Raw genomic sequence first — 14,795 nt, forward strand, 5'->3', positions numbered from 1 at the left:
ATTCGTATTCCCGACGTTATTCCGAGGCGGATTGTCACTCATGCAAATCGGTGTCTGCTACTACCCCGAACAATGGCCGCAAACGATGTGGGCCGACGACGCGCGCCGCATGGCCGAATTCGGCATTACCCACGTGCGCATTGGCGAATTCGCCTGGAGCCGCATGGAGCCGCGCGCCGGCGTGTATGAGTGGGCCTGGCTCGACGATGCGATCGAAACGCTCGCGGCTCGTGGCCTGAAGATCGTGCTCGGCACGCCCACGGCCTCGCCGCCGAAGTGGCTCGTCGCCGCGACGCCCGAGATGCTTCCCGTGCGCGCCGACGGCACGCCCTGGAACTACGGCTCGCGCCGCCACTACGACATTGCGAGCGAGGCTTATCGCGCCCATTGCGTGCGCATTACGGAGGCGATGGCGCAGCGCTACGGCGCGCATCCGGCTGTGGTCGCATGGCAGACCGACAACGAGCTGGGCTGCCACGACACCGTGCCGAGCTGGTCGAGTGCCGCGCAGCGCCGCTTCCAGACGTGGCTCGCGAAGCGCTACGACACGATCGAGGCGCTCAACGAGGCATGGGGCAACGTGTTCTGGAGCATGGAGTACCCGTCGTTCGAAGCGGTGGGCTTGCCCGTGCGCACGCCGACCGACGCCAACCCGGCGCATCATCTGGATTTTCGCCGCTACATGTCGGTTGAAGTCGCGAGCTTTCATCGCGAGCAGGCAGACGTGCTGCGCCGCCACGCGCCGAACGCCGACGTATTGCACAACTTCATGGGTTTTTTCACGACCTTCGATCACTACCAGTTCGCGGCGGATAAGGCCATCGACGTGGCGACGTGGGACAGCTATCCGATCGCGCGCACCGAAGTGATCGCGTTGCCGGAAGCGCAGAAGGCTCGCTACGCGCGCACCGCGCACCCAGACGTCTCCTCGTTCGACCACGACCGTTACCGCACGATCGGTGGCGGACGTTTCTGGGTGATGGAGCAGCAGGCAGGACCGGTGAACTGGGCGCCGTGGAATCCGGTGCCCGCGCCGGGCATGGTGCGCCTGTGGGCCTATGAAGCGTTCGCGCACGGCGCCGAACTCGTTTCGTACTTCCGCTGGCGGCAATGCCCGTATGCGCAGGAGCAGATGCATTCGGGCCTCAATCTGCCGAATAACGAGCTGTCTCCCGGCGGCCGCGAGGTGGAGCAGGCCGCGCGGGAGATCGCGGCGAGCGACGTGTTGCGCACACTCGCACCGGCGGGGCGTGCCCAGGTGGCGCTCGTATTCGACTACGAAACGCAGTGGATGTTCGAGATCCAGCGCCACGGCGCGAGCTTCGACTATCAGACGCTCGCGTTCGACTACTACAGCGCGCTGCGCGAACTGGGCCTCGATGTCGAAATCGTCTCGCGGCACGCGGATCTTTCGGCGTACCGGCTCGTGGTGGTGCCGTCGCTGGCCGTGATCGACGACGCCTTCGTCGATCAGATCGAGCGCAGCGTCGGCCTGTGGGTGTTCGGGCCGCGCAGCGGCTCGAAGACCGCGCACTTCGCCATACCCGGCGACCTGCCGCCCGGCGTGTTGCAGCGCGTGCTGCCGTTGCAGGTGCTCGAGGCCGAATCGCTGCGGCCCACGCTCGCGCCCGCGGTCACGCTAGCCGGCGTGCAGGGCGAGGCATTGCATTGGCGCGATCACGTGCGCGCCAACGGCGCCACGCGCGTTCAGGCGCAATTCGAAGACGGCTGGCCTGCGCTGCTCTCGCATGGCCGCGTGCGTTACGCCGCTGCGTGGTTTTCGCGCGAGCTGCATCTCGCCATGCTCGACGAAGCCGCGCGCGGCGCGGGCCTCGCCACGCAGCGCTTGCCCGAAGGCTTGCGCGTGAGCCGACGCGGCGGATTGTGCTTCGCCTTCAACTTTGGCGAGCAACGTGTTCAGGCGCCGGCCCCCGACGGGGCCCAGTTCGTGCTGGGCGCGCGCGAGCTTGCGCGAGGCGACGTGTGCGCGTGGCGCGAAACCCGCTGAGCCGCAGCTAACCCGAGAGAGTGTTCCGCGTCGCGTCGCATCACGCGCGCGCCGCGGAACACTCGCGCGCATCAGAACAGATGCCGGATGCCGAAGCTCGCGCCCACGGTCGACCCGGAGACTTCAAAGAGCGCGTTGTTGATCGACAAGCCCGTGTCCATACGACCGTGGTTGTTCACGTAGCCCACCTGGCCATAGAGCGTCGTGCGTTTGGAGAGGAAGAACTGCACGCCGCTCGACGCGAGGAGCGAGTGGTTGGTGCCGTCGTTGCCGTCGCGCGTGTACCAGACACCGGCGTCGACGTCGAGGTAGGGCGTGATCATATAGCTGAGCCCGCCGGAGTAGACGCTGTTGTCGAACGACTGCGCAACCTTGTAAAGTGCGTACGAAGCGGAGATCGTGAGCGAGTTCGGGAAGCGATAGCTCGCGCCGATCGTGCGGCCCACGAACTCGATGGTGCTCGGCACTGGCGTGGTGGCCGCGCTGCCTCCGGCATTGCCGCTATACAGCGCGCCTGTGATCGTGAAGCCCGCGATGTGATAGCGCAGGCTCGCCGAATACTGGCGTCCCGCCTGGAAGTTGCCCGCCGCGCCGCCCATGGCGAACATGCCCATCGCCTGAATGCCGGCGATTTCCGGGGACGTATACGTAATCGCGTTGCTGTTGAAGAGCCCGGTCACGTAGACGTTGTTCACGTAGCTCACGAGACCGCTGCCGAAATACGACATGCCGCGCGGGTCCGTCTGGTAGAGCGATAGGAAGAACGGTGAGTACTGCAAACCAGCCTTGACCGTACCATAGGGGCTTTCCATGCCGATCCACGCCTGACGCCCGAAGAAGTTGCCGTTGGAATTGCCGAACTGGCCGTTCGCCACGCTAATGCCGCTTTCGAGCGCGAATACCGCGCGCATCCCGCCGCCCAGGTCTTCGGCGCCGCGCATGCCGAAGTTCGAGCCGGACATGCCGCTGTCCGTGAAGGAGAACTGATGGCCGGCGTTCTGGCCCGTCTGCGTGTTCAGCGTATGGCTCGTGTACAGGATCGATCCGTCGACGATGCCATACAGGGTGACGCTGCTCTGCGCGCTCGCGACACTCGCTGTGCCCATCAAACCGGCCGCCGCGAGGCAGCGGACCAGCCATTTCATGCCGAGGTTGTCGCGTTGTAACATTTCGTCATCCTTAGTGTTATTTATGGATTGAGATTGATGTGACAGGTGCTGCGCACGCTTCAGGCCATGCTCCAGGCAAAGCCGCGGATAAAGCTTCAGGCAAAAGGGGGCCGGGGTTCCTCGCGGAACCACATGAATCGGAATGCTGGGAGTGCTGCTCGGCGTACTACGCGGAGTACTTCGCGTAGTCCTGCGGTCTGGCGCGGCGGCCGGGGTCCTCTCGCGTGCGCAGGAACAGCGTGGGCGAGCGCGTGGTCATCGTGGGCTTGCGGCTAGGCATGGGCCGGATTGAATGCGCGTTCACCGATCGCTTCTCCCCTGACGAGAGGTGTGCAACGTTGACGGAATGCTACGTTCGATGGGGGCTATTTTTGTACGACCGTGCGGAATCTGTCACCCTGGGAGAAACGATCACATTTGCGCATCAATTTGTTGCACCCGGCGCATGAATCGACACACGGGCGCCTGCCTCACCCCGCCGGATTCTCCTCATCCTGCGGCGGCGCGCTGCCCGCGGGCGCACCCAGGATGCTGACCTGGAAAACCGGCGTGCCTGCAAGCGACTCGAGGTTGGGGTCTTCGGGGTAGGCGAGCAGCAAAGGGAAGATGACAGAGCCGCCAATCACGGCGCGGCGGCTGTTCTCGGCGGGGCGCAGGCCCCAGACGTCCTGATAGACGAGCGGCACCGTCTTGCCGTCGCGCTCCGTGTTGCCAAGGTAGAGCATCACGTGACCGCCTATATAGATGAGCGTGCGCATGGGCGCGCCGTGCTGCACGAGCCAGTCGAGGCGTTGCGCGGGCGTGGAAGCCGAAAGATCGGTCATCGCCCCCGCGTTCATTTGCGTGGACGAATGGCGGGGCAGCCACACGCCGAACGCAGCGAAAATGCTCTGCAATTCGGCCGAGCAGTCGTTGTCGAAGTTCGTATTGCCCCAGCCGTAGGGGCGGCCGATCAGCGCCTTCATCAACTGTGCGAGATGGCGCGGCGTCGCCGCGAGCGGCGCGGGCACGATGGCGTTCGAATCGAGCACTGCCGTGCGGATCGCCGCGCGGCCGTCTACATCGCGGGCGGGCACGAGCACTTCGCCCGGCTTCGCGCCGGAAGCGGGGCGCAGCGGCAGCAGCGTGCCGGCAGGCGCGTCGAAGCGGAACACGCCGCCATCGTCGCGCAGCGCGGCGGAGGCCACGACCACGACGCCGAGCGAGTGGTGCGCCGCCGCGCGCCACGTCGAAACGAAGGCTTCATCGACGCTCGCCACGCCGTCGCTGCGCACCCAGCCCTGCACGTCCGGCGTCTGCACGTAGCGCCAGGCGCCGTCTGCGCTCGTGCCGAGCACGTAGAGCGGCGTGCCCGGCCGCACGGCGCTCACCTGCAGGTTGTCGAAGGGATAGCCTTCGCCTGCTATGCGATGTGAATAGAACGACGGGTCGACGGTGGGCAGCTCGCGCACGTACAGTGCCGTCGTGGCGATGGCGCGACGCGTGGCATCGAAGCCGCTGGACTGTTCGAACTGGCTGACGTTGGCGTTGCGCTCGATGGCGTCGATCCACGCCTTCGTGTGCGGCCGGAAATTCATGCCGTAGCCAATGCGGCGCGCCTCCTTGCCGGTGTTGTCGAAGTATGCGAGGCGGCGCGTCTGCAGCGCGGCAATGTCGCTGCCGCCGTCGCGATACACACGCTGCTCGACAAACGCGCGATTCCAGGGCGAGGGATCGTTCGGCCCTGCACCGAAATAGCGCGCGACGAGCGCATCGAATTGCGCGCGCTGGACGTCGGGCGAAAGGTAGGGCTTGTCGTAACCGGCGCTGGCCGGATCGATCCAGTGATCGACGTTCTGGTCGTAGTGCTCGATCGGGAACAGCGTGACCGTATCGGGCGGGAGCGCCTGCCCGGCAGGACTCTGCGAGGCCGGGCCGGTCGCGCATCCCGGCAGCACGCACGCGGCGGCTAGCGTCAGGGCGAGGAAGCGGGCGCGCGGAGCCAGGGCAAAAGCGGAAAGGCGAAACGAAGAATCGAGGGCGGAGCGCATGGGCGAGCGGGCGGTTCGACAACCCGTGGATGATACAGGACGCGCCGCGCCCACCGCCCTCGCTGATGCCCGAAAATCAAACGATTACTGCTCGATCTGCCGGTTCCAGCGCGAATCCCATTGCGCGCGGTGCTCGTTGATCACGTCCCAGTCCACCACCGTCACCTTCTTCACGAGCTGGTCGAGATTGCCCAGGCTCTTTTGCATGTCGGGCGGCATGGTCGCGTTCTGGTTGGTCGGAATCTGCTTGCCGGCGGAGGCCGCCTTGCTCTGTGCGGGCGCCGACAGCAGGAACTGCGCGAGCTTTTGCGCGAGCTGCGGGTCGGGATTGTTCTTCACCACGCACAGGTCCACGAGCAGCAGCACGGCGCCTTCCTTCGGGTTGGCGTAGGCCACGGGCAGGCCCTTGTCCTTCAGGTCACCCACTGCGGTGGGCGTGAGCGGGAAAATGCCGGCCTCGCCGGTCTGGATCATCTCCGAGAGCTTGGCCGAATTCGGAATATATTCGACGACGTTCGGCCCCACCGTGCTCGCCCACTTCGTGAAGCCCGGCTCGACATTGCTCTCGCTGCCGCCCATCAGGCGGTTGATGGCGAGAAAGCCGTGCAGCCCGAACGTGCTGCTCGAAGCCGACTGGAACACTACCTTGCCCTTGTATTTCGGATTGGCGAAATCGAGCCACGAAGTGGGCGGCGCCCAGCCTTTATCGGCGAACACCTTCGTGTTGTAGCCAATGCCCGTCATGCCGAGCTGCACGCCCGCGCCCACGTCGCCTTTCATGCGCGCGAACGGATACAGCTCCTTGAGCACCGGCGAATCGTCGAGTTTCTCGCACACGCCCATGCTCACCGCGCGCGCCATTACGCCGTCGTCGAGAAAGGCGACATGCATCTGCGGGCTGTTGCGGTTGGCGAGGAGCTTCGCGAGCACGTCGGACGACGTGCCCGGCACGACCACCACCTTCACGTTGTTGGCCTTCTCGAAGTCGGGCAGGACCTGGCTCGTGTAGGCTTTCTCCATCGGGCCGCCGTTCATGCCGATGTAGATTGTCTTCGTTTGCGACCAGGCGCCTTGCGGGATGCCCAAGGCAACGAGTGCGGCCAGCGGAGCCAGGGTGCGTGTGAGTTTCATCGTGGGGACTCCTTATTTGATTGGGAGAGCGGCATGAACGCAAGACTGCGTGAAGCGGCCGATAGCGAACGCCTCGATGGGCGTGCTCGTCGTGCCTTCTGTGACGAGTTCGGCGAGGACTTCGCCTACGCCCGGCGCCAGCAGGAAGCCGCCGCCGGAAAAGCCGAAAGCGTGCACGAGGCGCGGCGTGGTGTTGCTGAAACCGATGATCGGGTTGCTGTCCGGTGTTTCGCCTTCCACGCCGCTCCACGTGCGGATGAGCAGCGCGTCGCGCAGGCCGGGCAGCAGCGCGCAGGCGTCGCGCATGACGGCGCGCGTGGTGGCGGTGGACGGCTGTGCGTACTCGCCGTCGCCGTGCCCGCGTCCGCCGCCGATCACGCAGTTGCCGCGCTCGACCTGGCGCGCGTAGACGCCGCCGCCGTAGACGCCCAGGTTGTGCTGGATAAAGCGCGGCAGCGGCTCCGTCACCCACATGTTCGGGTAGATCGGCTTCATCGGCACGGTTTCGCCGAACGCGCCCGCCACCGTATTGGCCCAGGCGCCCGACGAGTTGATCAGCCAGTCCGCGCTGATGCGCTCGTGGCCCGCGCGCATCTGGAAACGCCGGCCGTCGAAGCTCAGGTCGGCGAGCGCGGTCTGCTCCTGCACGTGCGCGCCCGCGCGCCGCGCCGCCACCGCGAAGCCGGGCGAGACGAGACGCGGATTCGCCTGGCCGTCGCTCGCGCAAAGTGCCCCGCCAATGGCGGTTTTGCCGAGCCACGGGTAGCGGCGCCGAAATGCTTCGCCGCTCATGACGACCGACTCCACGCCGAAATCGCGCGCCATGTCGGACCACGCGTGAAGCGCGTCGAGATCGCTGTCGCGGCGCGCGAGGCGCAAGTGCCCCGACACGACGAATTCGCCGTCGCTGCCGATCAGTTCGGGCAAGCGGCTCCATACGCGCCGGGCGCGCACCGCAAGCGGCAGTTGCTCGGCGCTGCGTCCGTGGGTGCGCACGCCGCCGTAGTTCACGCCGCTCGCCTGCGCGCCGCAAAAGCGCCGCTCGAACAAGCCGACGCTTACCCCCTTGCGCGCGAGTGCGAGCGCCGCCGATGCGCCGACGAGCCCGCCACCCGCAATCACAACCTGGAAGTGGCGCGTGTCACTCATCGTGGGCTTCCTCTTCGATGACTTGCACGCCGTCGTCGAACAGCATCGGTGAAATGGGAATCGGCTTGATCGGCGCCTGGCTGCGTAAGCGGCCCACCTCGTGCAGCGGCTTGCCGGTCTCCACGCTCAGTAGCGCCATGGCGGATTCGCCGCACATGCGCCCCTGGCAGCGCCCCATGCCGATACGCGTGAGCGCCTTCAGGCGGTTGACCTCGCTGGCGAAACCGTCGCGGATACAACTACGCAGCGTGCCGGCATCGACTTCCTCGCAGCGGCAGATGGTCAGGTCGTCGGGCCAGTTGGCGGCGCAGTTGGCCGGCGGGGCAAATGCCTGCTCGATGCCCACGCGAAAGCGCGCGATCCGTTCGAGACGCTTCTCGATCGTTGCCACATCAGGCAAAGCAGCATCGTGCTGTGGCGCTTCGATGCCGATATCTTCGAGCATCGCGAGTGCGGCGCGGCTGCCCGCGAGTTCGGCGGCATCGGCGCCTGCGATACCGGCGCCGTCGCCGGCCAGATAGACGCCCGGCACAGAGCTGCGGCCCGCCGCATCGCGTTCGGGCAGCCAGCAGCGGTTGAGGTCGTCGAAGGCGAAGCGGCAGCCCGCGAGATCGGCGAGCTGGGTTTCGGGCCGCAAGCCGTAGCCGAGGCCGATCGCATCGCAGGCGATGGCGTGCTCCTTGCCGTCGGCCGCGCGCCAGCGGACGTATTGCACCGCCGCGTCGCCTTCGATGGCCTCGAGCGCGACGCCATGCTCCATGCGCACGCCATGCGCCTTGAGCCACGCGACGTAATAAACGCCCCTGGCGAAGGTGCCCGGCTGGTTGAGCAGCTTCGGCGCGGCGGCGGCCTGGCGCCCAAACGGGCTCGTGTCAAGCACGGCGGCTACTTGCGCGCCCGCTTTCGCATACTGATACGCGACGAGGTAGAGCAGCGGCCCGGTGCCGGCGAACACGGTGCGCTGGCCAATTGCGCAGCCCTGCGCCTTCAGCGCGACCTGGGCGCCGCCGAGTGTATAGGCGCCTGGCAACGTCCAGCCGGGCAGCGGCACGATGCGGTCGGTGGCGCCGCTCGCGATGATCAGATGCGACCACGGCACGCTCGATTCGCGGCCCGCGCGCAGGGTGTCGAGCCGGCCCGGCTCGCACGACCAGGCCAGCGTGTCGGGCCGATAGTCGATTTTCGGGAGCAGGTCGGCCATGGTGCGATGGACCGCATCGGCTTTCTTCGCCTCGAAGCCGTAGAGCGCGGTTTTCGTGCGCGAAAAGCCTGCACCGTCAGCGGGCTGGCGATAAATCTGGCCGCCCCAGCGCGCGTTTTCGTCGATGACGGTGGGGCGCAGTCCCGCGGCCACGAGCGTTTGCGCGGCGCGAATGCCGGCCGGTCCTGTGCCGACGATGACGATGCGCTCGGGCCCGGTCGCGCTCATCGCGCACCTCCGCCATAAATTTTGGTATCCGAACCAGTGCGCGTCACCACACGCATGCCTTCGCGCAACGGCGTGGAGCAGGCGCGCAGGCGCGTGCCGTCTTCGCAGCGCACCCAGCAGTCCTGGCAAGCGCCGATCAGGCAGAAGCCCGCGCGCGGTTCCGTGCTGAACTCGCTGCGGCGCACGTGCCGCTGATGCGTGAGGATCGCGGTGAGCAGCGTATCCCCCGCGAGCGCCTTGACTTCGACGCCGTCTAAAACGAAGGAAACGCTCGCGCGCGCGGTTTCGGCAACGCGGACGAACTGGGCAAGGGGAAGCGGCGTGGCGGTGCTCATGGAAGGTCGGTGGCGCGGCAGCAGGAATCGAAAGAGGCGGGCGGCGTTCAGTGCTGCCCGATCAGAATGCGGTTGAGCCCGTATACGCGGTCGAGCAGGAACATCGCACCCGCCGTGATGAAAATGACGAGCGCGGAAACGGAGGCCATCATCGGGTCGATCGACTCGGTTGCGTACATATACATGCGCACGGGCAGCGTGACGGTTTGCGGCGAGGTCACGAAGATCGACATCGTCAGTTCATCGAAGCTGTTGATGAACGCGAGCAGCCAGCCGCCCGTGATGCCGGGCACGATCATCGGCAGCGTGACGCGGCGGAAGGTCGTCCAGGCGTTCGCGCCGAGCGACGCGGCTGCATGCTCGATGCTGCGGTCGAGGCCGCTCACCGAGGCGAGCACGAGCCGCATGACGAACGGCGTGATGATGATCATATGCGCGAGGATCAGCCACGCGAACGAGCCGGTCGCGCCGATCAGCGCGAAAAAGCGCAGCAGCGCGATGCCCAGCACGAGCCCCGGAATCACGAGCGGCGAAAGCAGCAGCGCGTTGAGAAAGCCGCGGCCCGGAAAGCGCGCACGGCCAATGGCGAGTCCCGCGGGCATCGCGATGACGAGCGAGAGCGTGGCCGAGGCGAACGCGAGCTTGAGGCTGTTGAAGAACGCGGTGATGAAGTCGGGGTAGTCGAGGATTGCGCGGAACCAGCGCAGCGACAGGCCGTGCGTGGGGAGCGTCAAGGTTTCGTCGGGCGTGAATGCCACGAGAATGACGATGACGAGCGGCGCCAGCACGAACAGAATGACGAAGCTATGGAACGTGAGGGCGAGCGGTCCGTTTTTGCGCATGATGTTGTGTCCTGGGGCCTTAGCCCATGCTGCGCGCGTAGCGCCGTTCGAGCACGCGGTAGTAGGTGAGCATCACCACGAGATTGGCGACGAGCAGCAGCACGGCGATGGTCGCGCCGAGCGGCCAGTTCATCGAGCTGAGGAACTGGTCGTACACGGCGGTGGCCGCCACCTTCAGGCGCCGGCCGCCCAGCAGGCCAGGAATCGCGAAGGCGCTCGCCGACAGGCCGAACACCATGAGGCTGCCCGAGAGAATGCCCGGCATGAGTTGCGGCAGCACGATGCGGCGCAGGGTGGTGAAAGGCGACGCCATCAGCGACAGCGCCGCGTTCCGGGTTTGCGGATCGAGCCTTTGCAGCGCGGTCCACACGGGAATCGCCATGAACGGCAGCATCACGTGCACGAGCGCAATGACGATCGCGAAGGTCGTGTATTCGAGCTTGAAGGGGCCCGCGCCGAACAGAGCGAAGAACTGGTTCACGAGACCGTTCATGTTGAGCAGCATGCTCCAGCCGAACGCGCGCACCACCACGGAAACCAGCAGCGGCGCGAGGATCACGAGCAGGAAGAGCGAGCGCCATGGGTCGCGCATGCGCGAGAGGATGTACGCCTCCGGCGTGCCGATCACGACGCACAGCAGCGTGGTGAGCGCGGCAATGCCGAAGGTGCGCAGGAAGGTCGTGTGAAAGTACGACGAGCCCAGCACTTCTACGTAGTTGTGCAGATCGAATGCGGCGATGGGGCCGCTCATCGGATCGAAGCGGTAGAACGTGAGCGCGAAGGTCATGGCGAGCGGCACGAGCACGAGCGCGGCGAACAGTAGCAGCGCGGGCGCGCTCATGAGCCAGAGTGGCATGTAAGCCTGCCAGCCCGCGCGCACCGTGGCGTGCGGAGCTGGCTGCGAAGCGCGGAGCGTGCTAGACACGGGCGCCCTCCCGATGGATGAAGCGGATCGCGTCGCTATGCCAGTCGATGCCCACCTGGTCGCCTTCGGCAAGCGGCTCGTTGCCCTCGTTCTGGCAGCACACGAGCATTTCGCCCGCGCGGCTGTCGAGCCGGTAGAGCCACTGGCTGCCGAGGAAGAAGCGGCTCGTCACGCGCCCGGCGAGCCGGCCCGAACCGCTCGCGCAGAGCTTGAGCTTTTCGGGGCGGATGCACAGCGTGATCGCGTCGCCGACACCCACCGCGCGGCCGCGTTCGGGGAGTTGCGCCGTCGAGCCCGTTTCGGCGAGATCGTGGCCGAGATCCACGCGGATCGTATCGCCTTCGCGCGCGACGATGCGGCCCGCGAGCATGTTGGCCTTGCCGATGAACTGCGAGACGAAGTCGTTTTCGGGCCGCTCGTACGCGCGATAAGGCGTGTCGACCTGGGTGATGCGGCCGCTTTCCATCACGACCACGCGGTCGCTGATCGACAGTGCTTCCGACTGATCGTGCGTGACCATCAGCGTGGTCGTGCCGATCTTGCGCTGAATGGCGCGCAGTTCGAACTGCATGTCTTCGCGCAGTTTGGCGTCGAGATTGGACATCGGCTCGTCGAGCAGCAGCACGGGCGGCGCGATCACAATGGCGCGCGCAATTGCCACGCGCTGGCGCTGGCCGCCCGAAAGCTCGCGCGGAAAACGCTGCGCGTAGGCGTCGAGGCGCACGAGCGCGAGCGCCTCGCGAGTGCGGTCCCGACGCTCGGCTTTATCCACACCGCGCATTTCGAGGCCGAAGCTCACGTTCTGCTCCACGCTCATGTGCGGAAAGAGCGCATAGCTCTGGAATACGATGCCGAGGCCGCGCTTGTTCGGCGGCATCTGCGTGATGTCACGCCCGTCGAGCGTGATGCGCCCGCGTGTGGTTTCCACGAAGCCGGCGATCATCTGCAGCGTCGTGGTCTTTCCGCAGCCCGAGGGGCCGAGCAGTGAGACGAACTCGCCTTTTTCCACCGACAAATTGACGCCCGCGACCGCCTGCAGGTCGCCGAACGATTTCGATACATCGGTCAGGGTGAGGAACGACATGGTGTGGCCTTCCAGTGCTTGGGTTGCGCCGGCACCCGCTGGGCGAATCAAGGTGCAGGGCGTTGAACCGACTGTAGCTAGCCAAATTTTTAGTCGTCAATTTAAAATTCCATCGAGCGATAGGAATCTGACTTATATTCCGTTTGATGGAATGTGGATGCGGCTTGCTGGCCGATCGTTTCGTCCGGTGAACTTCGGGAAATCCCTGAACAGGCCCGGATGCAAGCACGATGACGTTTGGTGGTCCAATCTGTTGGGCCGCGCGCCAATTCAGCCAGCTTTTGGCGGATATTCCGCTCTATGGAATCAACCGAGATCGTTATGACGTCAGGGGAAGAGAAAAGTGGAACGCCGGCCGACGACGCACGCGGCGCGGGCGTGTTGCAGCGCGCATTTGCGGTGATCCGCGCGCTGGGGGCAAGTCAGGCGGAAGGCAGTCGCGTGACCGCGCTCGCCAAGGCCGTGGGCCTGACCCAGGCTACTGTGCATCGACTGCTGCAGGGGCTGATCGCCGAAGGCGTGGTCGAGCAGGACGAAGGCACGAGGCGCTATCGGCTGAGCGTGGATTTTTTTGCGCTCGCGGCGCAGGCGGGTAATCCCAGCGGAATGCGCACGCTATGCCGGCCTGCATTGCTGCGCCTGTGCGCAAGCCTTGGCGACACCATTTTCCTGCTCGTGAAGAGTAGCTTCGACGCGGTGTGCCTCGACATGTGTGAAGGCCCGTTTCCGATCCGCTCGTTCACGGGCGATATCGGCGGGCGTGTAGCGCTGGGCGTCGGCCAGGGCAGTCTTGCCATTCTTGCGTTCCAGCCCGAGGCCGAGCGCGAAGAAATCATCCGGTTCAACGTGCCGCGCTTGCGCAGTTACGGCGTGCTGGACGAGGTGTATTTGCGCACGGAGATCGAGCGCGTGCGCAAGCTCGGCTACGCGGGGCGCAACACCGGCGTGCTCGAGGGCATGGCGGGCGTGGCTGTGCCGATTCTGGACCAGAACGGCTGCGCCGTGGGCGCATTGAGCGTGGGCACGCTGGCTGCTCGTCTCACGGAAGACCGGTTGCCGACGATCGTAGAACTGCTCAAGCGGCAGGCCGAAATCATCGGGCCGCAAACGAACCCGTTCGATGTGGCGGTGCGCCGCCCCATGCACGGGCTCACGCGAGCGATGTCGACGCAACCATTGGCTTGAGCGATGACGGCGGGTATTGATCTAGTCGAACGCATTCCTAACTAAATTACCTGATCGCGAATCGTTCTCGTTGAGCAATCGGTGTGCAAACGTTTACCAGGTCCGTGCATTGCTGCATTGCGAAATCGAACAGTATGATCGGACGAAAATTGACCAGGGGGATAACCTATCCGCATGCGTCTTGGTTTTGGCGTAAATAGGCAGGTGGCTATTCGTAGACTGAAGGCGACGTACGAAATGGCAGTTCGCCGCCATGGAGCGTCGCAATCCATGGCGGCGCGAGCAGGTGACCCCGGAAACGAAAACAGGAGCGCCCGAAGCGTGGTTTCGCATGTAGTCTTGCAGGACCCGGAAGGGACAAAACCACCCGCCACGTGAACTGTCACATTGAGTACATGCCGTTGCCACGTCGACGAGAAGTCATTGAGGAGCGTGGGTGCTGGGGGAGGTGGAGCGCATGTGTGATCCCGCGGCGCTTGCAGTCAGAATATACCGGTGATCGATGACGACCATAAACGACCGGACGTTGCCCGTTTTCGAGGCACCGGCTGCTACTGTTACGCCGGTGCCGGTACGCGCGGCGCCTTCGATCTTTCATGAGCGCTGGTGGCTCGACATCGCCACGCAAGGCGACTGGAAGCTTGCGGTGGTGAAGCAGGACGACGAGGTCATTGGCGAGATGCCGTACGCGATGCAACGCACGCGACTGTGGCGTGTCTCGCACCTGCCGCCGCTCACGCGAACGCTCGGGCCGGTCATCAAGTCCGTGACGGGCAGCGAGGCTCGCCAACTGCATCATGAACTCGACGTCACCGGCAAGCTGATCGAGCAATTGCCCGACTGCGACAGCTTTTTTCAGGTGCTCGACCCGCGCATCGACGACGCCCTCGCGTTCGCGCTGCATGGCTTTACGGTGACGGCGCGCTACACGTTTCGCATCGACCGGAACACGTCGGCCGACGAAGCATGGAAGCGTCTGAACAGCAAGACACGCAACGTGATCCGCAGCGCCTCCCGTGAATTGACCGTCGTGCCGGATATCGAGCCCGCCGAGTTCATCGCGTTCTACGACGCGAATCTCGCGGCGCGTTCGCGTACCAACGCTTATGGGGATGCGGTCATGCGCGACCTCGTCAACGCGTTCGTCGAGCGCAAGGCCGGGATGCTGCTCGGCGCCTATGGGCAAGGCGGGAAGCTCGTGGCGGCGGTCGGCCTTGTCTGGGACCATCAGGCAATGTATTACCTGTTGTCATCGCGCGCGCAGGACGCGCATAGCGGCTCGATCAGCCTGCTGCTGTGGAGCGGCATTGGCCGCGCGCTGGAGCGCAGGCTCACGTTCGACTTCGACGGCTTTTCGAGCCCGTCGACATTCAACTTCCTCAACGGATTCGGCGCGACGCTCACGCAGCGGCTGGGCGTCGAGCGCCACGGCACGGTGTATTTGCTGATGCGTACGCTTAAACGGAAAATTGCGCCCGGGCGCGTGTTCGCCCCCAATCTATAGACGG

Annotated in this window: 13 protein-coding genes; 3 read left to right on the plus strand and 10 right to left on the minus strand. The window is 65.4% G+C overall.

Annotation, left to right across the window (positions count from 1 at the left end):
• The first annotated feature begins 40 nt into the window (after positions 1 to 40).
• Entirely contained in the window at positions 41 to 2,008 is a 1,968-nt protein-coding gene (locus tag AB3X99_RS14430; RefSeq protein WP_368617290.1) for a beta-galactosidase, read from the plus strand.
• Between the two features lie 71 nt (positions 2,009 to 2,079).
• Here AB3X99_RS14430 and AB3X99_RS14435 read toward each other — a convergent pair whose 3' ends face one another.
• The 10 genes from AB3X99_RS14435 to AB3X99_RS14480 form a co-directional block, all read right to left on the minus strand.
• Positions 2,080 to 3,153, minus strand: coding sequence for a porin (locus AB3X99_RS14435; protein WP_368617348.1), 1,074 nt, complete (start codon positions 3,151 to 3,153; stop codon positions 2,080 to 2,082).
• A 190-nt stretch (positions 3,154 to 3,343) separates the two neighbouring features.
• A complete protein-coding gene (locus AB3X99_RS14440) occupies positions 3,344 to 3,481 on the minus strand; it encodes a hypothetical protein (protein WP_176733017.1) in 138 nt (45 codons plus the stop codon).
• A 166-nt stretch (positions 3,482 to 3,647) separates the two neighbouring features.
• Positions 3,648 to 5,207, minus strand: a complete 1,560-nt coding sequence (locus AB3X99_RS14445) for an SH3 domain-containing protein (RefSeq protein ID WP_368617291.1) — start codon at positions 5,205 to 5,207, stop codon at positions 3,648 to 3,650.
• Positions 5,208 to 5,291: 84 nt separating this feature from the next.
• A complete protein-coding gene (locus AB3X99_RS14450) occupies positions 5,292 to 6,338 on the minus strand; it encodes an ABC transporter substrate-binding protein (RefSeq protein ID WP_368617292.1) in 1,047 nt (348 codons plus the stop codon).
• Between the two features lie 12 nt (positions 6,339 to 6,350).
• Positions 6,351 to 7,487, minus strand: coding sequence for an NAD(P)/FAD-dependent oxidoreductase (locus tag AB3X99_RS14455; RefSeq protein WP_368617293.1), 1,137 nt, complete (start codon positions 7,485 to 7,487; stop codon positions 6,351 to 6,353).
• Positions 7,480 to 8,916, minus strand: a complete 1,437-nt coding sequence (locus AB3X99_RS14460) for an FAD-dependent oxidoreductase (RefSeq protein WP_368617294.1) — start codon at positions 8,914 to 8,916, stop codon at positions 7,480 to 7,482. Before AB3X99_RS14460 ends, AB3X99_RS14455 begins: the two co-directional genes overlap by 8 nt.
• Positions 8,913 to 9,251: a (2Fe-2S)-binding protein gene (locus tag AB3X99_RS14465; protein WP_342947474.1), complete on the minus strand. Its 339-nt coding sequence runs from the start codon at positions 9,249 to 9,251 to the stop codon at positions 8,913 to 8,915. Before AB3X99_RS14465 ends, AB3X99_RS14460 begins: the two co-directional genes overlap by 4 nt.
• A gap of 47 nt (positions 9,252 to 9,298) precedes the next feature.
• A complete protein-coding gene (locus AB3X99_RS14470) occupies positions 9,299 to 10,093 on the minus strand; it encodes an ABC transporter permease (RefSeq protein WP_368617295.1) in 795 nt (264 codons plus the stop codon).
• Positions 10,094 to 10,112: 19 nt separating this feature from the next.
• Positions 10,113 to 11,018 (minus strand): ABC transporter permease, encoded by a 906-nt coding sequence (locus AB3X99_RS14475; protein ID WP_368617296.1) that lies wholly within the window; start codon positions 11,016 to 11,018, stop codon positions 10,113 to 10,115.
• Positions 11,011 to 12,102: an ABC transporter ATP-binding protein gene (locus AB3X99_RS14480; RefSeq protein WP_069269079.1), complete on the minus strand. Its 1,092-nt coding sequence runs from the start codon at positions 12,100 to 12,102 to the stop codon at positions 11,011 to 11,013. The genes AB3X99_RS14475 and AB3X99_RS14480 overlap by 8 nt, the downstream gene beginning before the upstream one ends.
• Positions 12,103 to 12,423: 321 nt before the next feature.
• Here AB3X99_RS14480 and AB3X99_RS14485 point away from each other — a divergent pair, with 321 nt between their 5' ends.
• On the plus strand, positions 12,424 to 13,287 hold the full coding sequence (locus AB3X99_RS14485) for an IclR family transcriptional regulator (protein WP_069269080.1): 864 nt from the start codon (positions 12,424 to 12,426) through the stop codon (positions 13,285 to 13,287).
• Positions 13,288 to 13,789: 502 nt separating this feature from the next.
• Positions 13,790 to 14,791 (plus strand): GNAT family N-acetyltransferase, encoded by a 1,002-nt coding sequence (locus AB3X99_RS14490; protein WP_342947478.1) that lies wholly within the window; start codon positions 13,790 to 13,792, stop codon positions 14,789 to 14,791.
• Positions 14,792 to 14,795: the final 4 nt, after the last annotated feature.

The organism is Paraburkholderia sp. BR10882 (assembly GCF_040948855.1).
GTDB lineage: Bacteria > Pseudomonadota > Gammaproteobacteria > Burkholderiales > Burkholderiaceae > Paraburkholderia > Paraburkholderia nodosa_A.

Bases quoted from the DNA above. Each gene is read 5' to 3' on its own strand.
- AB3X99_RS14430 (WP_368617290.1), top strand. From the start codon at position 41: ATGCAAATCGGTGTCTGCTACTACCCCGAACAATGGCCGCAAACGATG.
- AB3X99_RS14435 (WP_368617348.1), bottom strand. From the start codon at position 3,153: ATGAAATGGCTGGTCCGCTGCCTCGCGGCGGCCGGTTTGATGGGCACA.
- AB3X99_RS14445 (WP_368617291.1), bottom strand. From the start codon at position 5,207: ATGCGCTCCGCCCTCGATTCTTCGTTTCGCCTTTCCGCTTTTGCCCTG.
- AB3X99_RS14450 (WP_368617292.1), bottom strand. From the start codon at position 6,338: ATGAAACTCACACGCACCCTGGCTCCGCTGGCCGCACTCGTTGCCTTG.
- AB3X99_RS14455 (WP_368617293.1), bottom strand. From the start codon at position 7,487: ATGAGTGACACGCGCCACTTCCAGGTTGTGATTGCGGGTGGCGGGCTC.
- AB3X99_RS14460 (WP_368617294.1), bottom strand. From the start codon at position 8,916: ATGAGCGCGACCGGGCCCGAGCGCATCGTCATCGTCGGCACAGGACCG.
- AB3X99_RS14465 (WP_342947474.1), bottom strand. From the start codon at position 9,251: ATGAGCACCGCCACGCCGCTTCCCCTTGCCCAGTTCGTCCGCGTTGCC.
- AB3X99_RS14470 (WP_368617295.1), bottom strand. From the start codon at position 10,093: ATGCGCAAAAACGGACCGCTCGCCCTCACGTTCCATAGCTTCGTCATT.
- AB3X99_RS14480 (WP_069269079.1), bottom strand. From the start codon at position 12,102: ATGTCGTTCCTCACCCTGACCGATGTATCGAAATCGTTCGGCGACCTG.
- AB3X99_RS14485 (WP_069269080.1), top strand. From the start codon at position 12,424: ATGACGTCAGGGGAAGAGAAAAGTGGAACGCCGGCCGACGACGCACGC.
- AB3X99_RS14490 (WP_342947478.1), top strand. From the start codon at position 13,790: ATGACGACCATAAACGACCGGACGTTGCCCGTTTTCGAGGCACCGGCT.